This is a genomic window from Streptococcus oralis (genome assembly GCF_026782085.1).
GTDB lineage: Bacteria > Bacillota > Bacilli > Lactobacillales > Streptococcaceae > Streptococcus > Streptococcus oralis_DA.
Window position 1 is genome coordinate 942,601 of sequence record NZ_JAKUVW010000004.1, and the last position, 25,281, is coordinate 967,881.

Consider the following 25,281-nt stretch of genomic DNA (forward strand, 5'->3'; position numbering starts at 1 on the left):
CTGCTTTTCTATTCTTGCATGGTGTAACCAACACCACGCACGGTTTTAATGTAGCTTTTTTGACCTTTTACATCAAGCTTGCTACGTAGATAACGGATATAAACATCCACGATATTGGTTTCTGTCGCACTTTCGTACTTCCAAACACTTTCCAACAACTGCTCACGAGTCAAGACCTTCTTGCTTCCCATGAGAGTGGCCAAAAGGTCATACTCACGGCGCGTCAGAGCAATCATCTCCTCGCCACGATAAACGGTATGATGTTCTACATCCATACGCAAATTGCGGTAAGACGTTGGGACCTTCATCTGACTACAATGTTGGTCGATAAAGTCCCGACCTCGGAAAATCGCTGAAATACGAGCCACCAGCTGATCAATAATCACTGGCTTATAGATGTAAGAAACGGCGAAGCGCTGGATTGTCTCAATCTGGTCTTGCAATTCTTCGCGATGGTCCAAGACCATGATCACTGAGGCAGGTTTTGTCCGACTCAGCCTCTCTGCAAAATCCTGGGCCGTCATATCCCCCAGACGAGCATTCAGTAAAATCAAGTCATAATCTGTCTGGAGAGCCATGGAGAGGGCTTTTTGCCCCTCCTCGACCAGATCAACACGGTATTGCTCTTTTTGGAGTTCCAGACTGAGAAAATGAGCGAGATTTCGTTCTTTCTCAAGTAATAAAATCCGTTTCCCCATGGCAGACCTACTTATTTTTCGTCATACCAAGAGTAGTGGAATGTTCCTTCTTTGTCTTTACGTTGGTAAGTGTGGGCACCAAAGTAGTCACGTTGCGCTTGGATCAAGTTAGCAGGAAGGTCAGCTGAACGGTAGCTATCAAAGTAAGTAATAGCTGCTGAGAAGGTTGGCACTGGTACACCAGCTTGAACAGCAAGAGCTACGATATCACGCACTGCTTGTTGGTACTTGGCAGTGACATCCAAGAAGTATTCATCCAAGAGAAGGTTTGCAAGGTCTGCATCACGGTTGTAGGCATCTGTGATCTTTTGCAAGAAACGAGAACGGATGATACAGCCATCACGCCAGATAGATGCGATGTCCGCAAATGGCAAGTTCCAGTTATTTTCTTTAGAAGCCACATGCAATTGAGCAAAACCTTGTGCGTATGAGATGATTTTTGAGAAGTAAAGGGCTTGACGGATCTTTTCAATCAACTCAGCCTTGTCACCTTCAAATTTGAAAGTAGCTGGTTTTGGAAGCACCTTGCTAGCATGTACACGCTCTTCTTTGTATGTAGAGATGTAACGCGCAAATACTGACTCAGTGATGAGTGACAATGGCACACCAAGGTCAAGAGCTGATTGGCTAGTCCATTTACCAGTTCCCTTGTTGCCTGCAGCATCAAGGATATAGTCTACGATTGGTCCATCTTGACCTTCATCATCTTTACGGCTCAAGATATCAGCTGTGATTTCGATCAAGTAGCTGTCCAACTCGCCCTTGTTCCACTCAGTAAAGATTTCAGCCATGTCTTCTGCAGAAAGGCCAAGCAAGTGTTGCATGAGGTCGTAGCTTTCTGCGATCAATTGCATGTCACCATACTCGATACCGTTGTGGACCATTTTCACATAGTGACCAGCTCCATCAGGACCGATGTAAGTCACACATGGTTTTCCATCTTCTGGTGCTTTAGCTGAGATTTCTTCGAGAACATCCGCAACCAATTCGTAGGCTTCTTTTTGTCCACCAGGCATGATAGACGGACCTTCAAGGGCACCTTTTTCACCACCAGAAACCCCCGTACCGATAAAGTTGATGCCTGAGTTTGCCAATTCTTCATTACGGCGGATGGTATCTTTGTAGAAAGTGTTTCCTCCGTCAATCAAGATATCTCCCTTGTCAAGGTGGGGAAGAAGGGCTTGGATAGTTGCGTCTGTACCAGGTCCAGCTTGAACCATCAGCATGATACGACGAGGTTTTTCGATTGAGTTTACAAAGCTTTCCACGTCATAGCTTGGCACAAAGTTCTTTTCAGGATGGCAAGCAATTACGTCTTCTGTTTTTTCTTTACTACGGTTGTAAATGGCAACTGTATAACCACGAGATTCGATATTTAGGGCAAGGTTACGACCCATTACGGCCATACCAACGACACCAAAGTTAGCTTTTGTCATGTGACACTCCTCTTGTTTAATATGTTTTATTTTATCATTTTTACCTATGAAAGGAAAGAATTTTGTAACGGAGTCCTAGTAGTCCAAGTCATCTGCATGACCAGAACCATTCCCTACAAAGTAACCTGTCTTACAGTTGAGGGTGAAGAGATAGGTTCCATCTGGTTTATAGAGGTTGTAATAACCATTTCCGTTTACGATATTGACACGTTCTAGGATATATTGATTTCCAGTGATATAGCCACGAGCACGTGATGTTGCTAGGACTTGTTCCAATACACCATCTGCAAAGGTCCAAGCAGGGTTGTTGCTATCATCTACAGCTGATTGGTTGTAGGGTACACGACTAGCACTTCTTTGAAGATTAACCCCATCGCCAGACAAACCACCATTTGTGTCTCTAGCTGGTGCCGTAGTGCTTGTAGAAGGTGTCGTACTGCTTGCATTGCTTTCTGTAGCTGAACTTGAGCTTGCTTGACTCGTGCTAGAGCTCGAACTTGAGCTGGAAGCACTGGTTTGTTGACTCTTACCAAGACTAATGGCCTTATCCAAGAGTTTGTCTAGTTCTGTGTTTCCTGTCTTAATTTCTGTAAATTTAGCATCCGCTTTGGCTTTCGCATTGGTATCCAAGACACCGTCAGTGATTGCTGGGCTTTCAAAGAGGGCATTAACATCTTGAATGGCCTTGATTTGAGTTGCTAGGCTATCATATCTTGACTTAGCTAGTGTATAATCACGGCTACCTTCTAACTTATCTAGCAAGGTTTTCAGTTGGCTCAATTTATCAAACTGGCTGTTTTTCAGAGCAGTCTTATTAGCATCTGTATAGAAAGTATCATAGAAATCATTGAAGTCTTTCAAAGCTGTTTGTGTCCCTTGATCATCCGAAGAGGCTGCTTGAGAAGACTGGATTTCTTGGTTTGAACGAGATACTTGGCGGTAGACATAATATGTTCCAGCAAGCACAAGGATTGCAGCTACTACCGAAGCAATGATGATGACACCTTTCTTCTTAGAGCCTGTTTCAGGTTCTGTTTGAGCCGAACGTGATAGAGGTGTATAGGTCTCCTCTTCTTGTTCCTCATTTATTTGCTTGGGCTCTGTTTCTGTTAAAACGAGAGCCTCTATTTCAGCACTTTCTTCATCTTGAAGTGGTGGAACAAACTGAGTAGTCTCTTCATTTTCTATCTCTTCAATAGATTCCTCAGCAACCACGTCTGAACCGTCTACCTGATCAGAAGATTCACTTGATTCACGAACTTCTTGAATCATTTCCTCTAGATTTTGAGTAGAAGCTAGCTCTTCTTTTTTAAACTGACGAGTTTCAAACTTGTCAGCTTCGATTTCTTCACGGTGTTGTTTGATGTATTTGTCTAAGATACTGTCCTCAGGCAATACTCCTGCTTCAACCTCTTCATTCTTACGAATGACTTGACCAACAGTCAAGTCTTTTGCTTCATCAAAGTCGAATTGTGGTTCTTGATGTCCTTTTTTATGACGATCACGTCTTTTCTTACTCATGAGTTCACCTTTCTATTTTACCTCTTGGCGTTTGACACGCTGACCAAAGTATTGATACAAATCCACTTTTAAGGTCCCGTTATAGAGTTTTCGCTTTTTATCAGCTGGACTTCCGTACTTGCTTTCAAAAGCTTCGTCACTCGTCAGGATAAACTTACTCCACGTTTTCAGTGGTGCAAAGACCTGTCCCATCTCAGCATAGAGCTTGGTAACTCCTGCATCATCAGACAAGCGTTCCCCATATGGTGGATTGGAAATGATAACGCCATTAATCTTATCTGTGCGCAAGTCCTGTACCCGCATTTGCTTAAAGGTGATATCACCTGCGACGCCTGCTGCTTGAGCATTTGCCTTAGCAATCTCCACCATACGAGCGTCTATATCACAGCCCATGATATCCAGTTCCAGTTCACGGTCAATTTTCTTGGCAGCGTCGGTACGCACTTCTTGAATTAACCGATCGCTGACCCAGTTCCATTCCTCAAAAGCAAAGGAACGTCGAAGTCCTGGGGCCATCTTCTTAGCTATCATAGCCGCCTCGATGCAGAAGGTTCCTGAACCGCAGGTTGGATCAATTAAGGGCTTGTCTGGATACCAGTTAGATAGTTGTAAAATGGCCGCTGCCATATTTTCCTTGATGGGCGCTCCACCCTTTTCCGTACGATAACCTCGTTTAAAAAGGCTAGAACCTGTCGCGTCAATCATGACCGTTGCCACATCTTTCAGGATAGATACCTCGATCTTAAACTCGGGACCCGTTTCCATCAAGGGAACTCCTTCTGGGCGGGCATAGTGTTTTTGTAATTTCTTCACAACAGCCTTCTTGGAAATAGCCTGAACACTAGGCTCGTTATGAAGTTTAGACTTCACACATTTTGCCTTTGATATCGGGAAACGTGCTCCTAGCGGGAGATAGTTTTCCCAATCTAGAGCAAAAACACCTTGAAAAAGCTCTTCAAAAGTCTTAGCAGGAAAACTTCCGACTACAATCTTGATGCGATCCGCTGCACGAAGCCAAAGATTGGTCTCGATGATTGCCTTCACATCTCCTTGAAAGCGGACACGCCCATTTTCAACCTGGCAATCATAACCAAGGTCTCGCACCTCACGTCCAACGACAGCCTCAAGACCCGCCGCAGCAGTTGCGATTAAATTAAATTGTTCTTTCATTTCTAGTCTTGCAAGACCTTTCTCTTGTTCACTTTAAAAAATGAGGTTGAGAAAGATTTCTCAGCCCCAACCTATATGCAATTTTCTATAAGCCATGTTTTGTTCCAGAAGTGACTAGGACCACTTCCTTCGATAATCATCTGTCTACCGCTAACAGCATAAATCTGCTAGCAGTCAGAGTACTACGTTCGTTTCCGTGCACTCCATGCCCCGACCAAAATTTGGGTTGCTAGCTTGAGGGGTTTACCGCGTTCCACTCTCTCTGTTTCCAGAAAGACTCCGTCACTGTGGCACTTTCAAGCCTATTTTGACCTATCCGAAGACTTAGCCATTTCGACTGCCGTAACGATTTCTCGTCCCTAGGCTTATGGATTCGCCTAGCACAAACACTACAGGCATCACAGCCTGTGCTAGCATGGACTTTCCTCATGAAAAGAGAACCTCTTCACGCGATTATCCAAAAATTGCACTCATTCCTTAGTCAATTATAAATCTTGGTTGTCTAAGATTTGCTTACCAAATACTTCTTTTTCGAGACGATTTAAGCGTTTCAAAATATCAAAGTTTGTCATTGAAGTAGAAGCCGTTACTTCAATAGAGTCTGGTTGAGTTGGAGCTACCTGTGGTTTATGAGATAATTCTTCCTTCAAATCAGCAATCTCTTGACGAAGGGATTTGACCAAAGCTGCGTAGGTTTCATAATCCTTAATCACATCGTCTAGGAATTCATCTACCTCTGCTTTGCTATATCCACGTACTTCACGTCCGAAGTCTTGTTCAAAAATATCTTTCGCTGAAAATATAATACTTGCCATGTCTCTCTCCATTCTGGGTTACTAGTATTATTATATAAAAAAAGACAAGTAAAAATCAAGGTCAAAGGCTTACTTTTCAGAAAAATTTTCTACTATTTCATTCAAGTCCTCAAATGTTAATCTTCTTGTAACATAGTCCGCTTGATTTTTCATCATTTGGTAAAAATATCGTAACTTGGTTTCGTTTTCTTCGTCGTAAAAAAGGTAACAAGTATCTGTATTTTCCAGCAGAAATTTCTGATAATCGCGTAGTTGTCCCTTGTGCTCATATTGTGGATAGGCGTATTTGACAAAATCAACCTGCTTGAACTCACTCAATTTCGCTTGATTTGCTTCATTCCAATTACTGCCATGGGTTTCAAAATCAAAAATAGTCGCCAGCTGAAATCCATAGTCTGCTTTCATTTCTTTCGCTACCTGAAGCGCCCAGTACTCAAAGCCCAAAGTCCCTGTAAAGACAAGCCATGTCACCCCATCCTCAGCTAGACGTTCCAGGTCTCTCCGAATGGCTGTTTTAATAATATCAACGCGAATATCCTTGTCATTAAAGAGACCAAGGTCCAAGGCTGAATAGCCTAAAATCAAGGCTGATGTCATTTTTAACCCTTTCTTTGTAAATTTATGATATAATAGAGTGATGTTATTGTACCAATAAGGAGAATTATGGTCAACTATCCACATAAAATTTCATCTCAAAAGAGACAAGCACCCCTGTCACAAACTAAAAATTTCGCAAATCGGGGAATGTCTTTTGAAAAGATGATCAATGCTACAAACGACTACTATTTGTCGCATGGGTTGGCAGTTATTCACAAGAAGCCGACTCCCATCCAAATCGTACGTGTTGACTATCCCCAACGAAGTCGAGCCAAGATCGTTGAAGCCTACTTTAGACAAGCTTCAACTACTGACTATTCAGGGGTTTATGATGGATACTACATCGACTTTGAAGCAAAGGAAACCAGGCAAAAACATGCGATACCGATGAAGAATTTTCATCTCCATCAGATCCAGCATATGGAACAAGTCCTTGCCCAGCAAGGAATCTGCTTTGTACTCCTTCACTTTTCTTCTCAGCAAGAAACCTACTTATTGCCGGCTATTGACCTCATCCGTTTCTATCATCAAGATAAGGGACAGAAGTCAATGCCACTTGGATATATTCGAGAAAATGGATATAGGATTGAGCCTGGGGCCTTTCCTCAAATTCCCTACCTCGATATTATCAAAGAACATTTACTAGGTGGTAAAACAAGATGAACAAACAAACTTTTCTGCGAATAGCTAAGTATGTCAGTATCAGTCTCTTAACTGTATTTATCGCAGCTGTAATGCTTGGTGGAGGTCTCTTCCTCTACTATGTTAGCAAGGCTCCAGAACTTTCTGAAAGTAAACTAGTTGCTACAACGTCAAGTAAGATCTATGATAGCAATGACGAGCTTATCGCTGATCTTGGATCGGAACGTCGGGTCAATGCCCAAGCAAACGAAATACCGACCGATTTGGTCAACGCTATTGTTTCGATTGAGGACCATCGCTTCTTTAATCACCGAGGAATTGACACGATCCGTATCCTAGGTGCTACCCTCCGAAACCTTCGTGGTGGTGGAGGTCTGCAAGGAGCTTCAACCTTGACACAGCAGTTGATCAAGTTAACTTATTTCTCTACGTCAACTTCTGATCAGACTCTTTCTCGTAAGGCCCAGGAAGCTTGGTTAGCCGTTCAGCTAGAACAAAAAGCGACTAAACAAGAGATCTTGACCTACTACATCAACAAGGTTTACATGTCAAACGGTAACTATGGAATGCAGACAGCTGCCCAAAGTTACTATGGCAAGGATCTCAAAGATCTAAGTATTCCTCAATTGGCTCTCCTTGCTGGTATGCCTCAGGCTCCAAACCAGTATGATCCATACTCGCATCCAGAAGCTGCTCAAGAACGTCGTAATCTCGTCCTCTCTGAGATGAAGGGGCAAGGTTACATTTCAGCTGAGCAATATGAAAAAGCGATTAATACTCCGATTACAGATGGACTTCAAAGTCTAAAATCGGCTAATAGTTATCCTCCATACATGGACAACTATCTCAAAGAGGTAATCGATCAAGTTGAACAAGAAACAGGCTACAACCTCTTAACGACTGGTATGGACGTCTACACCAACGTTGATCCTAAAGTTCAACAACATCTCTGGGATATCTACAATACCGACGAGTATGTCAACTATCCAGATGATGAAATGCAAGTAGCTTCAACGATTGTGGATGTGACAAATGGGAAAGTCATTGCTCAGTTAGGTTCTCGTCACCAATCAAGCAATGTTTCCTTCGGAATCAACCAAGCTGTTGAAACCAACCGTGACTGGGGTTCTACCATGAAGCCAATCACAGACTATGCTCCTGCCTTGGAGTATGACATCTACGACTCAACTGCTTCAATTGTTCACGATGTTCCTTACAATTATCCTGGAACAGACACTCCCGTCTACAACTGGGATAGAAGTTACTTTGGAAACATCACCATCCAATATGCGCTCCAACAATCACGGAACGTTACAGCCGTAGAAACCTTGAACAAAGTCGGTTTGGATAGAGCCAAGACCTTCCTAAATGGAATCGGTATTGACTATCCAGATATGCACTATGCCAACGCGATTTCAAGTAATACAACTGAGTCAAACAAAAAGTACGGAGCAAGTAGTGAGAAAATGGCTGCTGCTTACGCTGCTTTTGCTAACGGTGGTATCTACCATAAACCAATGTATATCAACAAAATCGTCTTTAGCGATGGTAGCTCAAAAGAATACGCTGATCCTGGTACTCGTGCCATGAAAGAGACGACCGCCTATATGATGACGGAAATGATGAAGACTGTCTTAGCATACGGAACTGGTCGTGGTGCTTATCTCCCTTGGCTACCTCAAGCTGGTAAGACTGGTACATCAAACTATACAGATGATGAAATTGAAAACTACATCAAAAATACTGGTTATGTAGCCCCAGATGAAATGTTTGTTGGTTATACTCGCAAATATTCAATGGCTGTATGGACAGGTTACTCAAACCGCCTTACTCCTATCGTTGGCGATGGCTTCTATGTTGCAGCTAAGGTTTATCGTTCAATGATGACTTATCTGTCTGAGGATAACAACCCTGGCGACTGGACTATGCCAGAAGGCCTCTATCGAAGTGGTGAGTTCGTCTTTAAAAACGGTGCTCGTTCTGCATGGACTGCTCCTGCTCCGCAACAAACCCCAACACCTGAAAGTTCGAGCTCGACATCAGAAAGTTCAACTGCACAGTCAAGCTCAACTACTCCAAGCACGAATAATAGTGCAAACAATAATACCAATAACCAGCAACCAAATACAACGCCTGGTCAACAAAACCAGAACCAAAATCAGAATCCTCAACCAGCACAACCATAACATTTATCACCCAGATTTTTCTGGGTGATTTTTTCATAGCTCTATTGCATTTATGTGCTTAACAAAAGCCTGAGAAGACATCTTCTCAGGCTTTTTCTGTACTATGAACCTCATTGGGAAAGATAGGAAACGGATTTCGTAATCTTGTTAAGAGGTTTTACTAAATACTAGTCTTTCTTTGTTTTTGCTACAAAGAGAGCAGATAGGGCTAGGCTAACACCTGCTAGGAAGAGGGCTGTGTCAGATTGGCTCTCACCTGTTGCTGGCAAGCTTTGTTCAGCTGTTTCTTGTCTAGCAATTTCTTGTTTATGATCTGGAGTCTTACCTTGATCAGAAACTAGAGTGCTAAGTTTAAATTCAGGTTTCTCTACTGTCGGAGCCGCTTGGTCGCCTACTGTTGCTACTGGACCTGTGTACTCTGGAAGCTCATGTACCAAGGCTTCAACTGCATTGACACCACCCTTGAACTCAGGTTTCTCTACTGTTGGAGCAGCTTGGTCACCTACTGTCGCTACTGGGCCTGTGTACTCTGGAAGTTCATGTACTAGGGCTTCAACTGCATTGACACCACCCTTGAACTCAGGTTTCTCTACTGTTGGAGCAGCTTGGTCACCTACTGTCGCTACTGGACCTGTGTACTCTGGAAGCTCATGTACCAAGGCTTCAACTGCATTGACGCCACCTGTAAATTCAGGAACCTCAAGAACAGGTGCTGGTTCTTCACCCTTGCTTGATTGAACCGGTTCTTCTGTTAATTCTTGATAGAAGCTTGCCAATTCATAAAACTCAGCCTTGCCGCCTTCCCAGACTAATTTGACGTCTAGAAGAGAGCCACCATTTCGGATAGCGAAGGTTTGGAGACTAGATGTAATGGCACCGAGGTCTGTCCAACTGTCTTGACCATCCTTAAGTGTTCTAGCAAGAACACGTGCTTGCGCTCCTTCAGGAAGACTGGAAACGAGACGAAGGTGGTTGGCATTGGTTGGCTCAGATAAGTGATACACCAACTCGCCCTTTTCTTTTTCAGACTTGTAGCTGGTCAAGACTTTGCCGTCTACAAGATTATTATAAAGGTTGCCTTGGCTTTCTCCACTACTTCCTTCTACTGTTGGATCATTGATTGGTTTGACAAATTCACCATCGTTGATGACCAATTCTGTAAAGCCTACAAAACGGGCATCATAGTCTGCTGTATAGAGGACACGGAGATAGTTAGCTTTGACTGGTGTCGTCAATTCACCCTCGATGTAGCGATTTCCTGGCATCTTAGAATCATGTGTCCAACCATCTGTCAATGAATCATCGTGTGTGCTATTGGCCACACCATCTCCTACTGTCACGACATCAGTCCAAGTTTTACCGTCTTGGCTGACTTGAATCTTACCATCACGAAGATAGTTTTGAGTTCCGTCTTGGATGTAGGCTCTAATCTTCTTGATGGTGCGTTCGCTACCAAGTTTCAAGGTTACGTGACCATCTTTATGGGCGTAGTCTGAAAACTCAACGAAGTTGTTGTAAACACCGTCAAATAGTTGATCTAGGTTGTTCAGTTTACGAACATCATTGCTTCCGTATGTTGGATGAATGCCCATAGTTGTAGATTCTAGTTTGGTTGGTTGTACTTCTTTGGTTGTCACAAGGAGAGAAGTGGCTGTCACAGCTTGTTCCTGATCTGTTTTATTGACCAGACGAACATAACGTACCAAGTGGCTCACCACAGATCTGTCTGTCAATTGGCTAGCTGGCGTCCATTCTTGCGCATTTGCAGAGTACTCAAGGCTAAGAGCAGGGTTGGCCTGACCTTGGAGCTGGATGCTCTTGATCTGATGGATACGGTCAAGCTTCATTCCTAGATAGCTATGAGCAGGAAGTTTGGTTCCAGCTGGAATTTGAAGTTCGTAACTGCCTAAGCTATCCACTACTGGTGTTTCCTTCAAGGAGTCCACGTTGGTGTCCGTTAACTCACTGTTTCCAGAACGTGTCTCAACAGAAAAATCCTGGATACGCCACCAGAGATCGAGGGCCTTGGTATTGCGGACTCGGATGTAACGAGCATTGATCGCTCTAGTCACTTCCTTGGTTTGTTCTCCTGATAGGCGATCCAACTCTTGCCATGCAGTTCCATCTGTAGAGTACTCCAGTACACCTGCGGCAAGCTTATCACCCGTTCCTTGGCGAAGTCGTACTTTAGTGACTGACTTGACTTCACCGAGGTCAAGTTGTGCCCAAGCATCTACTGGAGTGGTATTGCTACCGTCAGCGTTTGCCATCATGGCTTCTGTATTGTCCTTGCCATCAGTGATTTGACGGGCTGTCGTACTTTGTTTGTAAACTAAGTTTGAGCTAAGACTAACTGTCGTTGCTTGTTGGCTACGAGCTTTTTCAACTGGACGGTTGACTGCAATTTCCTGAACTGCAAACCAAGTATTATCGCGGTCTGCTGTCGCAATCATGCGAACTGCCTTGGCCTTGATAGTGAGATTTTCAAACTTAAGAAGGGATTCATTTCCGACATAGCTTGGCTCTTTCAAGGTTACCCAGTTATCGTTTTCATCTTGATACTGCACTTCTGCCTTACTAAAGGTATCACGTGGATTAGCCTGCGTTCCCATAGCAAAGGTCAAGGTTTGGATATCTACCAGCTTGTTGAATTTCATACCGATATAATCACCTGTCTTGATGCTATTTGGTGATTTAATAATCGCATGAGTTGCCAAATCGCCATCCGTTACTTCTGCCAAACCACCTTCTACACCTGTTCGATTGGTAATAAAGGTACTGATGATTTGGTCTGGGTGCAAGACTTTTTGAACTTCAGACGCTAGAACTTCTTTCAGGGATAGGATAAATGGACGAATATGTTGAACACCCAATTCAGCTTTTTCCATATGGTCTACATAATGGAAGGTGTGAGTTTGAGACTGTTCGTAGAACTTCAAACCTTTATAGTAACTATCCCAGAGTTTGGCTGCATCGTTTGTAGCCATGGCTTCAGTTCCTGTAAGGAAGGCATCGAGAGCATTCATTTGGTCGATTGCGTTATCCAACCAATAGTGGATTTGGGCAACCATTTTTTTATCGCCTGATGCTTTATAGAGTTCGGCTGCTTCTTTAATCTTGGCAAATTCTGCACGCAAGGCTGTACGTTCTGCAGTCACATCCTGACCTGCTTTGAGTTTGGTCATGAAGTCTGTTAATTTTGGAGCCAAGTCTACAGATTCTTCTAGTTTGACGACACGATTATCCATGTTTTGGTTGATCATGTGCTTACCAAGTTCGCGGAAGGCTGCTGATACCTTGCTATCTTCAAAATGACCATTTTCTACAAAGTTGAAGGCAATATCATTGATTTTCTTAGCTTCTTCTTCTGATTTCCACTGTTTCCATGAGTATTGAGCTCCTGCAAAGAGGGCAATCTTAGATGGTTCAGACTGTTGCATTGGGTTCAACATGATACCAGATAGCAAGCTTGGATCCACATTTGGATGAAGGAATTTCTCACCACCACCTAGAATCAAGTGTTGTTTAGAGTTATCTGTTACAGGCCAGTTAATCCAAAGTGAAACTGGGCGATAGGTCTTGCCACCTGCGGATAGATTGTTCTTGAGAGTTGAAAGGAAGCTTTCAGAGACTTCACCCCAAATCTTACCACCCGTCAAGGTCATGGATGTTGAACTTGGGAGATTTTCATTGAGGGATTTCAACTCATCCTCACGTCCATTACCCCAATACTGGCCAGGAACAAAGATCATTTCTTTACGAAGACCGCTGTAGGTTCCCTGCATTTCAGTCAACCACTTGGTCATATCTTGCATCAAGCGGTTGTAGCTATTGTAGCCTCCGACTGGGCTTGGAGCATCATCTGCAAGGATACCAAATTCGCGGACACCCACTTTCATCAGCTGGGTGAATTTGGCCTTGATGGTTGCCAAATCTTCTTGGTAATGCGCTTCATTGCCAAAGCGGATGCGGTTGTTCATGAATGGATGGATAGTCCAGACATAGCGGGTTTTACTTTGATTTCCGACACGAGCAAGTTCACGGATTTCAGCTAGTTTTTCTTCTGGATAGAGTTCACGCCATTTCTTGTTGTGGTATGGATCATCTTTTGGTGCAAAGAAGTATTGGTTCAATTTCAAATCGCCACCATAACGCATGAGCTCTGCACGATCGGCATTAGACCATGGATTTCCATAGTAACCTTCGATGAAACCACGGTTCTTGAGCTCTGCGTAATCTTCTACTGTCACATTGCGAAGGACTGGCACTTGGCTTTCCTTGAGCATGTGTTTCAAGGTTGTCAAACCATAGAAGACTGCATCAGTGTCTTTTCCGACGATAGAAATCGAGTTATCCTTGATGCTCAAGACATAGGCGTCAATCTTGTCAAAGAGACCTGCTGAAACATTGGACAAGTTTTGCTCTGCTTGTGAACCTTGTCCATGCACTCCAAGATAGATATTGGTTGCGCCAGCGATTGCCGCCTTACCAGTTGTATAAGATACTTGATTGTCCTGCAAAACACTCTTCAAGCGATTGCGAGTATAGATATCGAGTTGATCGCCCATGACCAGATTGACTTGCTTGCGAAGAGCTGTGACACCTTCTCCATAAGTCACTTTTTGTGGAGTTGGGAAGACCTTGTACTCTTTCTTGAGATAGTCTGCGCTCTTGCTGGCAGCTGCAATGCTGTCTTCGCTAGCTGGTTTACTTGCAGTAAATTGATCTGCCAATTCAACTGTTCCATCACCTGTTTGCTCTACTTTTGGGTTTTCTGGTGTAGTTGGGTTTTCTGGTTGACTTGGTGCAGGCGTTTCTTGCTCTTCTTTAACAGGTTTCAATAGATGAACTTCAGCTGCACTTGCAAAACCACCAACGCCTTCCAATACTTTCAACTCAATCTTGTTGGTATCTACCGCCGCAAAGTTGACTGTTTTTTCTTGGGCGTTATTGTCCCAGCTTCCTTCTGAAACCTTGACCATTTGGCCATCTTTTTGTGCGTAGATTTCGTAGCGCGTCACAACACCATTTCCACCACCAGGACGTGGGAGATACGTCAAGCCATTGACTTTTTCTGCTTCTTTCAAGGTCATAGTAAGGGTGTATGGCGCAGTGTCACCAGTCCATTTAGTATGCCAGAAGGTATTTGGATCATTGTCAAAGGCCTTTTCAACAGCGCCTTCAGTCGCGTTTCCTGGAAGTTGCTGACTGCTTGCCGTTGCTGTAATCTTATCATTTGAAATCAAACGAGGATTTACAAATGGTTTGTCTGACAACTCTGCACTATGCAGGATCCCTTTGAAACCACCGATGCTTTCAAGCGGTAGAACCAAGCTATTGTGGGCAAAGCGAGGGTATTCTGGATTTGCGATACGCTCAATCTTCTCACCATCCACATAAACTTCAGTTGATTGTGGTTTGGTCACAATAGAGATTTGATAACGTTTGTTCTTCTCCAGTTTTTTCTTGAACTGGATATGGAACTGTTCAAATTGATAAGCAAGATAACCATCTTTATCAGCTAGATAGATACGGTTGTCCCCACTTGTTGAGAAGGTTTGTTCCCCGTCTCCAGTGACAGTCACATCAAACTTCAAGACATGACTTGGACCAACATCACCAGCCAAGCCTTCGATACTGCTGTCTTTCTCAAAAGCCAATCCCTGTTCGCTTGTCTTCACCTTCTTGCTTGCATAGTCCTTAACTGTTTCAGGATTGATAGTAAACAAATCACTTTGATCAATCGCTCTATCAGGATTTGACTGTGGCGCATAAGGGCTCGTTGGTAGGGTACGTTCTGCAAAGGTCGCAGCTGCACGGTCAGATCCCCAAGTGCGCTCCGCAGTAGTTTGCATGCTCTTGAAGAAGCGTTTAAAGATATCATAAGAGGTCAAACCGGTCTCATGAAGGTCAATATTGTCATTCCAAACTGCGTGCCCACCACCAAGGATACTTGGATGAGAAGCTGGTAGAAGTGGACCTCCACCTGTTCTAAAATCATTCGGTGTCCAGCTATTGTACTGACGTTCGTAGTTAGCATAGTCCCCGTAGGCTGCTTGACTATTGCTTCCACTTGGCACACTATAGGTCGGTACATCCGTGATATTGATAATCTTAGCTCCCTGAGCAATGGCTTCATTTGGTCGTTGCCATCCGATACTCCAGATATCAACCTCTACTCCGTTCCAATCAACAGGTGTGTTCCCACGTTTCGCACTGAGCGATCCCCAGATACGAGGGGTGTAACCTTTTCCTTTAATGTATTTGATAAGGTCATTGACATAGCGGCGATAGCTTTCGCGACTGCCATAGTATTCATCCGTTCCGATATGAACAGTGGACACGCCATGAAGCGGTGCATCTGGACCATCGAGAAGTTTGTCATAAACTGATTTGACAAAAGCTAGCGTTTCATCGTATTTATTATCTAGATCGAGCATGGCAACACGTTCAACATTGTGTTTGCCAGCATAATCACTCAAACTACCTTGATACATGAGGTCTGGGCGGACTTTGACAAAGGACAAGGCGTGACCTGGTGTGTCAATTTCTGGCACTAGGTTGATATGCAAGGCCTTGGCAAGTTTAATCAGATTTTGCATTTCTTCCTTGGTATAATGCTCATCTGATGTCAATTTTTGACCATTCTTACCGACAATATCTGTCTCCACACGGAAACCAGTCTTAGCGTGTTCAAGTACATACTTGAGTTGTTCTTCTGGACTTAAATTCTTACCTGCCAAGTGTTCCTTTAGGAAGATATAGTTATCGTTGAGGTGCAACTGCAAGTCGTTCATCTTGTAGTAAGCCATGTTGAGCATGATGTCTACAAGAGTGTCGTAAGGGATAAATTTACGACCTGTATCTAGCATAAAGCCACGGTGGCTGAAACTTGGGAAATCACGAATTTCGCCATTTTGGAGGTTACTTTCTCCCATTTGAAGAAGGGTCCGAGTGGCGTAGAAGGCTCCTGTGTTTGTGGCAGCTTCGATGGTAATCACATCATTTTGGATAGTGATGCCATACCCTTCTTTACCATAACCCTTGTTTTCAACCTTTTTAAATTCGATTCGTTTTTGAGCTTGCTTGTCACCTGTTGCTAGTTCCAATCTACGGCTTGCAAGGTCTGACTGGTAGAAGGTTGCTGCCTGATCAAAGCCAGAATCACCTGTCGCAAGGACTGTATCTGAAGTGATAGAAGATTGGCCTTCTTTCCCATACCATTGTTGAACAGCTGGTGCTACTTTTGGTTTGACACCTACACCCTCGTTCTGATGTAGACCCTTGATGACTACTTCAAATTCCTTAGTGAAAGTATGACTGTCTCTGATTTGTTGGACCATGACCTTGACGCGTTGATCTGTTAGAGGTTTATGGATGTGATTTTGAAGGTCAATCACACCTTGCTTGTTGCTTCCGATAAGGCTAACTTTCCCTGGTAAAGTTGGTAAGACAAGAGACTGTCCATCTTCTGCTACTGTTAGTTCGGTTACTTGGCGGATATCCGTTACCTTACTTGTATCAGGAATATTCGAATAAGCTCGAATTTCTTGGATACCAACGTTTCTCCAGTTCATTGTACCAGCTTGGTAGTCGTTAATTTCTAACTTAAGATACTTAGCTTTGATACTTTCAGCTAGGTCAACTTTCTCATCTAAAACAGGTTCTCCAGTCTTGGTATGAGCGAGTTTCCATTGTTTTTCTCCGTTAGCGCCCACATCTTCTTGGCCTGCGTAATAGAGACTCCAAGATTTGATATTGGGGTCATTTTGCCCATTACGAAGACGACGATCCCAGTCAATTTCCACATGTTTGATCAAGGTAGTTTTGGGAAGAGTTAGTTCAAAAGTTGGTTTTGGTACATCTTTATCCGTAGCCCAACGAGTATCCGGATTACCGTCCACTGCCTTATCCGCAGTAAAGTTGGTACCAGTCTCATGGTTGCTCGCCTGAGCAGTAGCACCTTCGAGATGGTTGACATCTTCTCTATCTTCGATTGTCTTTTCAGCTGGTTTTACTGCTGGTGTAGTGGTTTCCGCAGGTTGTTTGTCTGCCTTTGGTGTTTCAACCGGTTTCGGCGTTTCTGCTGGCTTGGGACTTGTAGGACTTGTCTCTGGTTTTGCCTCTTCACTTGCTGCAAGATTGGTTCCCTCATCTGTCGCTGGAGTTTCTTCATGACTTGCTTCTGTTGCAGCTTCTGCATCCGCCTTTTCAAGCGCAGCGACTAAATCATCTGGTAACTTATCCAGAGCTTGAACATGAGTGATACTTCCCTCTGCCTCTGAAGGTGTTGCTGTTTCTGCCGCCTGAACCATATTGGCGCCAAAGATACTAGCACCAATCATAACGGAGGCTGCACCGATTGCAAATTTTCTTATACTATAGTGACAGCGTTTCTCAAAAAAATGTCTATCCATCTTTCTCCTATTCCTTTCATCCGCATACATGAGTAAGCGGTATCATTTCTCCTTTGAAAAAGGAGAGAACCAAGAGGTCCTCTCCGGCTGTTTGTTCCTTTTTGATTCGAGTTGCTTTGAACTGCTGAAATCAAATCTCATTACTCTTCTTTACGTTTTGTCGCAAGAACCGCAGCAGATAAAGCGATGCTCACACTTGCTAAGAAGAGGGCTACTTCTGAGCTGTGCTCTCCTGTAGCAGGTAGTTTTTCTTCATCTTTAGCTCCCGGAGTTTTGGTATCAGCTACTGGACTTGGAGTGAGCGGGTACTCAGGTTTTTCAACAGTTGGAGCTGCTTGATCTCCAGCTGTAGCCAATACACCTGTGTAGGCTGGCTTTTCATTCACCAAGGCCTCAACTGCATTGGCTCCACCTTTGTACTCTGGAACTTCATTTGCAGCTGCTAGAACCGCATTGGCTCCACCTTTGTATTCTGGTAATTCGTGAACCAAGGCTTGGACCGCATTAACGCCGCCCTTGAACTCAGGAACCTCATGTACAGCTGCTTCTGTTGCATTGACGCCGCCTTTGAACTCAGGTACATCAAGAACTGGTGGTTGTTCTTCTCCCTTGCTACTTGTTGGAGCGTCTGGTTTCGTAGCAGAATCTTTTAATTGGTTGAGATAGTCTGCGAAGTAGGCAACCATTCTTTCCGTCAAGAGATGGTTATCCGTCGCATATTTCATGCTTGCCTGAACGCTAGCTACTTCCTCTTGATTGTCTTTGTCTGTTAATTTCTGCGCCTTAGCCAAAGCTGCTTCATAGCCTGACAAGTCAAGAGGTGTCTCTGCTACTTGTGGACGGGTAAAGATAAGTTCCGCTGCAGATTGGTATTTATCGCCACCATCTCCGTAAGTCTTGGTACCAGTAAGGACAATTTTCTTAGCCTTGATTGTCTTGCCAAAGTCAATGTCTTTTGGCTTGTTGTTATTTGGCCAATCTGTTACGTTAAAGGTATGTTCCTTACCAGACTCATCTGTGACAACCAGTTTCACATCACGCAAGTTTCCATTTGAATCAGAGGCACGTGGAACATAGCGAAGTCCAGTGATTTCAGTTGGTTCTTTCAAGACCATGGTTGCAGGCTTGCCTACATCTCCACCATTCCAAGATGTATGCCATAGGCTAGATACATTACCATCAAAGGCATTCTCAAGACCTTCACCTGGTTGAGCTGGCGCATCCAAACTTTCAAAGTCTTCTGCTACCAAGGCTGTCTTCTTCTGAACCAAAGCATTCTTCAAAGCTTCAATCTTGGCAATCTCTGCACGCGCCTCTTCCACGCTAATATCATCATCTGCCTGACTGAGGTTAAAGACCGCCTCCTTCAAAGCATCCATAGACTCTTTGGTGTAGTTGGTCATGGCTACAGTTGGCAAGTAGTTCTTCAGAGCATTTTCTGTCAGCATCTTACCAGTTAGGGTAATTTCTTCGATTTGAAGATTATCCATCATGAAATCGTTGTAACCACGGAAGTTGGCATTTCCGCCAGCATCTCCACGAGTATTGCTTGCATTTCCAGTTGAGTAGATACCTACCCAAGTATCGCCAGTTTCTGCACCTGTCACGAGGAAGGTTGCCTTCTTGGCTTTCTTAGAATCCGTCCAAGTATTTGGCAATTCATGCATTTCCAAGTTGCTTGCTTGAGTACCACGACGACCTGACTGGAATTCTCCCTTACCGACTACAAAGGCATAGGTATTGTCTGATCCTGCTTCGTATTCAAAGGTTACACGATAAGTCTTACCAGCTTCAAAGCGGAAGTTTTGCGGAATAGTTTGGTAAACCAAGTTACGACGGCTCACTAGTCCATTTGTCTTCAATGACCAATTTCCTTCGATAACATCATCGACTTTCTTACCATTCCAACCACGCTGTGTATATGGATCGTGTTTTTCAGACAAGTGAGTGCGGTTATCTTCGACACCTTCGACACCACCTACTACAAATGGGAAGATACCTTGAGCAACATTTTCAAAGTCTTGTTTGAAGGTTCCTTGACCAGTATCATGCTTGTCTCCGTACATGCTTGAATTGTTTTCAAAGGTACGAATTTCATCAAAGTAAGTTGCTTCATCACCAGCTTCACGACTCAATGTCAGAGTGACATTTGATACATCAGATCCAGTTGTAAAGAAGGCGTACATATTTTGGAAGTAACTTGTATCGTCAACTGTAGCATTTTCACGACGATTGTTATGAGCATAAGCTTTGATATAGTTGAGAGCGAGTGACTTATTGGTATAAGTAGTCACTTCTTTCTCGCCAGTATTCACTGTGATACTTGCCTTAGCATTACTACGGTTATCGACACCAACATAAACCGCATACTTGGTATTTGGTTTCAAGCCAGTCAGTTTCTGAGTAAGGCTAACCTTGCTCTTATTGCCTTGGATACGAAGCATTTCATTTGCACCCTGTGATTTGACAATTTCTGCCTTGGAAGCATCACCAGAAATAGTCCAGTGTTTCAAGGTTCCACTGTTAAATCCTTGGTCATAGATGTGCATGCCTTCGCTCCATGACATTTCAGGATTGGTTTGTTTTGAACGGTAAAGAACGTATGGTTGATTTGCTAGAAGGTCTAGGGTAATCTTACCATCTGTTACAGTTAGTTCTTGCTCTTCTGTCTTACCTTGGTCAGTTAGCTTGTAAAGGTAAACCTTGCTATTTGCCCAATCACTCGGAAGGGTCCAAGTTGTTGCACCGGCCTGCGTATTGAAGTAGTACATCTTTTCCTTTTCAGTAGGAAGTTTCTTACCATTTGCATCCCAATTCCAAGGAGTCAAGTAAGCTGAACCATCTTGGATGACACGTCCATTGAGCGTTACTGTACGTTCGCGGTATTGCGGGCTATTGACATCGTTTGACTTACGAGTCACAACAACCTTGTTACCTGCTGCATCGACTAGCTCAACCTTCATTTCTGGAGTCCATTTATAGGTGCTACCATTATCGGTCATGGTAACTGGTGTACCATTTTCCCATTTACTTACAGTGAAGTGTTGGAAGTACTTAGTCATGACGTCATGGGCAAAGAGGTTAGTCACATAGCCATTGTAGTCGCTTCTTCCTTGCCAGCCTTCAAAGTCTTTCATGCTGTAGCCACCTAGAAGTGGGTAGTTGGCTGCACCACCGTAACTTCTGTAGTCCCCAACCCAAGAATCTTTTTGGTGGTTGCGGATAAAGCGGGTGATAGCACTGTTGATACCTTTATTAGTGTAGCCACCATAGGTCAAGTCAGCTGCCCAGTGTTGGAAGGTAGAGTCGTATTCACCACCATGGCCCCACTCAATCGCAAAACGCCAGCCTTGTTTGTTGATTTCTTTAGCAAGAACGTGGGTAGCCCAGGCACCGTTATCACCTGATTGACCATTGCCCCATACGTCCACATAGATAAAGTCGAGACCTTCACCAAGTTTTTTCTTCAAGTCTTCCCAGCGAGCCAAGCGTCCATGCGCCAAGTCATAAGCAGCATCGATGTTGATACCTTGGTCTAACCAGTTCCAACCATAGCTGTAGCTTCCATCTGGATTCTTACGAAGAATATTTTCATTAAAGTATTTAGACTCAGGATAAGTCTCAGAAGCGTTCACGTGGATACCTAGATGAGCTCCATATTTCTTCGCTTTTTCAATCAAGGTCTTGAAGTCTTCGACACCACCAATACGTTTACCAATATCAGCATAGTTCAAGTGTCCAGAGTCATGACCTTCACTACCATAACCTTTAAGGAGAACACCCTGCCCAAGACCATCTGTGTGGAGATTGATTTTCTTGATACCATCCAAGGTCATAAGGAATGGGTTTTGGGCTTGTGAGCCAAAGTTCATCGCGATACGGTAAGCAGTGATATCCTTAACTTTTTCCCAACCTTGAGGGTTGTTCATGATGCTACGATAAGCAATGGCACCATCTTGCCAGTCGACTTTGTTGTCAGCATTGGCATCTTCGGTGATAACAACCTTGGCACTTGGAAGTTCCTTGGTGTATTCTGGGAAGACAATGCCCTTATAAGCCTTTTCCCATTGCCATTCAGAGCTGTGAATTCCGACATAGTTGGCATTTCCAACTGTTTCTTTATAGGCTGTCAAACGAGTCCAGTCATTCGAACCACCACCATAGCTGTTTTGAGAATTGCTCCAAACACCTGCAGCAAGCTTATCTGTAGAAACAAATCCATACATGTAACCCTTAGCCAAATCTTTCATTGGATTGGTTACATCGATATGATCATCCCCGCTGACATGGGTATTGTTTGACATGGTTGCCCCATCAAACTTAGCACCAGCTTGATCACTCGAAACAGAGACCAAAGCATTACCAAGGAAACTAATAGTTGAAAGCAATTTTCTTTCGTCATCAATCTTTTGACCTGGAGTAACTTGATTGTGGTTGACAATCTTGGTCACATCAAAGTGTAATTGATTATCCACAACTTGCAAGCGTACTGTCATTTCCGCATTGATTAAGTGAGCATCATCGCGAAGCTTCATCAAATACTCTGCTGTTGTCTCATTGATTTTCTTATAAGTAACTTCAGGGGTGATTCGGTGGTTATTGATAAAGACTTGATTGAACTGTTGCACCTGTCCTGGCAAAGTATGCCCATTCAAAGTATATTCTTTCACGCGTGGAAAGGCTTGGTCAATCACTGCCTTGAGGACCTTAGACTGGATCGTATCATAAGTCACCTTGCTATCATCAACAGCCGGACCTGTTTCTTTCTGGGCAGGAGTATCATCCGCTTTTACACCTTCTTGATTGTCTGTTTTAACGCTGACAACCGTACGGTCATTGCTATAAGTTCCTGCCTTGAGAAGGATCTTCTTCTCATTTTTAAGATTCTCATTGACCGCCCCAGGTAGGGTCACTGTGTCAAAGAGATTTACATCATTGTTGCTGGCATTGAGTTGTCCATCTGACTTGAGAGTGATAGAAAGACGATTTACAGAACCTGGTTCTGGTGCTGCCACACGGTTGCCTTTATACCATGTGCTATTACCTGGAGTTTTGTATTCCCAGAACCAGCCACCTTGGTCATATCCAACAAAAACATTGTTCTTGGTATCTTTAAATTTCAAGAAGACACCAAAGCGTGATTTGCCCTTTTCAGAATCATCTTTGAAGGTTAAATCAACCGTCGCATTTCCATTAGCATCAACTGTCAATCCTTGTTTTTCAAACAAGGCTGGTTTGCCATCATTGTCATTTTGGGCCGTTGAAGACAATTGATTGTAGCGAACACCCTTTTCTTCACGAATAGTGACGGTTCCTTGTTGCTCTTTATTCGCTACTGTTTGCCATTCAGGAGTTACTGCCTTAGGTGTTTCAGGTTTAGCAGCTGCAGGTTTATCCTCTTTTGGTTTTTCTTCAGCCGGTTTTTCTTTCTCTTCCAAGTCTGCTGGTTTCACACTTGAAATTCCCTGCATGTGGTCTTGGATCCATTTTAGTTGAGCTGGTGAGAAGAGAATACCGCCACTCCGTTTTCCAACTACACCATTTTGGTGTACACCGACTAGTTTGCCTTCTGTATCAAAGATACCGCCGCCACTAGCACCCGGTTTTCCTCCTTGGTAACCAATCCCTTGGACACCTTCTCCGTATGGTTCCGCAAAATCAACTGTAGTATTGACAATCGGATTCAATTTTCCTTCTGGATAACCAAAGACATGGAGTTTATCTCCAATTTTCTTAACAACTGGCTTTTTAGTTACTTCAACAGGCGTATTTTCTAGAACTGTACGCAATCTCACTAGGGCCAAATCATTTTTGAAGCCTTTCAGATAGCCTTCACGATCCCAATGAATGATATCTTTCTTGCTAAACTTGACATCTGGCAATCCTGGATATGAGATGCTATAGATATCTCCATCCCCTTGGTCATTGTCCACAACCTTACGGATATTGCCTTCTTGGCTGTCCTTGATAAAGTTATGAGAAACCGTCAAGACAAGGTCTTTAGCAACGACAATACCGCTACCTTCTCCTGATGGCGTCTTAATCTTAACAGTTGCGCCGTAGTTTAATTCCCCATTAGTAGTCTTAGCCACATCTTCTGGGACGAGCTTCCCAGTATCTTGGGCCAATTGATCCTTGTCAACTTCGCGCCCATTGTCTTCAGCTTTCTCCAACTTATCTTCTAATTCTTTTGGCAGATTGCTTGGCTTTTCAGACTTTTCTTTTTCTTGAGCCAACAACTCTTCTTCTGTTTGTGGGCCTTCAGTAGTCTCAGCTGAACCAGGATTCTGAGCGGCAGCTTCCTTGTCAAAATCGTGCCCCTCATCACTAGCCTTCTTATCCAAATCAGCTAGTTCACTCGGCAAATTATCTGTTGAACCAACTCTTGCTTGATCAGCTAATACTGGGCTAGCTGCGAAGAAAGTCGCTCCAATCATCACTGAAGCTACTCCAAGCGTAAACTTACGAATACTGAACTTACAGCGTTTTTCAAAAAATCGTTTATCCATGAACTCCTAAATCCTTTCATTTTCCAGTAAGCGTTTACATTTCGTTTTTAAAAAATACTCCTTTCTCTGAAAGTGCTCTGCTTAACTGTTATAAATAAAAAATAATTGTACTTTTAATATAACAAATAAAAAGGCAGAAAGCAATAGGAAATAGGTAAAATTCACTAAAATTTTCTCTTTTCTGAACAGTGCTAACGCTTAGAATTTTAAGAATAGCTTTACAGCTATAAAAAAATTCTATCTCAAAGAATCTAATAAACAGTTTCATTTCAAAAACAGATTCTTATCGGATAGAAACCAGCAAAACAAGGAGCGAAAATCAGATTTTTTATCATTTTTTTGCTATGATTAGATAGAATAAAAGTTAAGGAGAAGACAATGATATTAATTACAGGTGCAAATGGTCAACTCGGTACCGAACTACGTTATTTACTAGATGAACGAAATGTGGACTATGTTGCAGTAGATGTGGCCGAAATGGATATCACTAATTCTGAAATGGTTGATAAAGTATTTGCTGAGGTTAAACCAACTCTGGTCTATCATTGTGCAGCCTACACTGCTGTTGATGCCGCAGAAGATGAGGGAAAAGAACTGGATTTTGCCATCAACGTAACTGGAACTGAAAATGTAGCCAAGGCCTCTGAGAAATACGGAGCTACTCTGGTCTATATCTCGACAGACTATGTCTTTGATGGAAAGAAACCAGTAGGACAAGAGTGGGAAGTCGATGACCTACCTGATCCGCAAACAGAGTACGGACGTACCAAGCGAATGGGAGAAGAACTTGTTGAAAACCTTACGTCACAGCATTACATCATCCGCACTGCTTGGGTTTTTGGAAATTATGGAAAAAACTTTGTCTTTACCATGCAAAATCTAGCCAAAACCCATAAAACACTCACAGTAGTCAACGACCAACACGGCCGCCCAACCTGGACACGTACCTTGGCCGAATTCATGACCTATTTGACTGAAAATCAAAAAGAGTATGGCTACTACCACTTATCAAATGACGCAGCTGAAGACACCACTTGGTATGACTTTGCTGTCGAGATTCTTAAAGACAGTGATGTCGAAGTAGTACCAGTAGACTCCAGCAAGTTTCCTGCCAAGGCCAAACGACCTCTCAACTCAACTATGAGCTTGACAAAAGCAAAGGCGACAGGTTTCGTCATTCCAATCTGGCAAGATGCCCTTAAAGAATTTTATAAACAAGAAGTGAGAAAATGAAAGATTACGACATACATAAAAAGCAAGAGACCATGAGGTCTCTTGCTTTTTAGTATC

11 protein-coding genes and 1 other RNA gene are annotated in these 25,281 nt (G+C 43.3%); 3 read left to right on the forward strand and 9 right to left on the reverse strand.

All coding sequences use genetic code 11. From position 1 onward, the window contains the following. Window positions 1–8: 8 nt before the first annotated feature. The 7 genes from MK395_RS06790 to MK395_RS06820 all read right to left on the reverse strand — a co-directional run bounded on the left by MK395_RS06790 (window position 9) and on the right by MK395_RS06820 (window position 6,237). Window positions 9–698, reverse strand: coding sequence for a response regulator transcription factor (locus tag MK395_RS06790; protein ID WP_000518005.1), 690 nt, complete (start codon window positions 696–698; stop codon window positions 9–11). 11 nt (window positions 699–709) lie between these two features. Then, window positions 710–2,134 (reverse strand): NADP-dependent phosphogluconate dehydrogenase, encoded by a 1,425-nt coding sequence (gene gndA, locus MK395_RS06795; RefSeq protein ID WP_000158773.1) that lies wholly within the window; start codon window positions 2,132–2,134, stop codon window positions 710–712. Between the two features lie 75 nt (window positions 2,135–2,209). Then, window positions 2,210–3,655, reverse strand: a complete 1,446-nt coding sequence (gene mapZ / locus MK395_RS06800) for a cell division site-positioning protein MapZ (protein ID WP_268711552.1) — start codon at window positions 3,653–3,655, stop codon at window positions 2,210–2,212. A gap of 12 nt (window positions 3,656–3,667) precedes the next feature. Further along, entirely contained in the window at window positions 3,668–4,825 is a 1,158-nt protein-coding gene (locus MK395_RS06805; protein WP_268711553.1) for a THUMP domain-containing class I SAM-dependent RNA methyltransferase, read from the reverse strand. An 83-nt stretch (window positions 4,826–4,908) separates the two neighbouring features. Further along, window positions 4,909–5,290, reverse strand: an RNA gene (gene rnpB, locus MK395_RS06810) — RNase P RNA component class B. Window positions 5,291–5,310: 20 nt separating this feature from the next. Further along, window positions 5,311–5,640: a cell division regulator GpsB gene (gpsB, locus tag MK395_RS06815; RefSeq protein ID WP_033630347.1), complete on the reverse strand. Its 330-nt coding sequence runs from the start codon at window positions 5,638–5,640 to the stop codon at window positions 5,311–5,313. Window positions 5,641–5,709: 69 nt separating this feature from the next. Further along, window positions 5,710–6,237 carry an SLOG family protein gene (locus tag MK395_RS06820; protein ID WP_268711554.1) on the reverse strand — a complete coding sequence of 176 codons (528 nt, stop codon included), beginning with the start codon at window positions 6,235–6,237 and terminating at the stop codon, window positions 5,710–5,712. Between the two features lie 66 nt (window positions 6,238–6,303). On the opposite strand from MK395_RS06820, the gene recU reads away from it, so the two are divergent. Both recU and pbp1a read left to right on the forward strand, forming a co-directional pair. Further along, window positions 6,304–6,900: a Holliday junction resolvase RecU gene (gene recU / locus MK395_RS06825; protein ID WP_000248756.1), complete on the forward strand. Its 597-nt coding sequence runs from the start codon at window positions 6,304–6,306 to the stop codon at window positions 6,898–6,900. Then, window positions 6,897–9,065: a penicillin-binding protein PBP1A gene (pbp1a, locus tag MK395_RS06830; RefSeq protein WP_070696674.1), complete on the forward strand. Its 2,169-nt coding sequence runs from the start codon at window positions 6,897–6,899 to the stop codon at window positions 9,063–9,065. The genes recU and pbp1a overlap by 4 nt, the downstream gene beginning before the upstream one ends. 167 nt (window positions 9,066–9,232) lie before the next feature. Here pbp1a and MK395_RS06835 read toward each other — a convergent pair whose 3' ends face one another. Beyond that, window positions 9,233–17,482, reverse strand: coding sequence for an SIALI-17 repeat-containing surface protein (locus MK395_RS06835; protein ID WP_268711555.1), 8,250 nt, complete (start codon window positions 17,480–17,482; stop codon window positions 9,233–9,235). Window positions 17,483–17,622: 140 nt separating this feature from the next. Then, entirely contained in the window at window positions 17,623–23,991 is a 6,369-nt protein-coding gene (locus MK395_RS06840) for a SpGH101 family endo-alpha-N-acetylgalactosaminidase (RefSeq protein ID WP_268711556.1), read from the reverse strand. A 378-nt stretch (window positions 23,992–24,369) separates the two neighbouring features. Here MK395_RS06840 and rfbD point away from each other — a divergent pair, with 378 nt between their 5' ends. Next, window positions 24,370–25,224, forward strand: a complete 855-nt coding sequence (gene rfbD / locus MK395_RS06845) for a dTDP-4-dehydrorhamnose reductase (RefSeq protein ID WP_049519431.1) — start codon at window positions 24,370–24,372, stop codon at window positions 25,222–25,224. Window positions 25,225–25,281 lie beyond the last annotated feature (57 nt).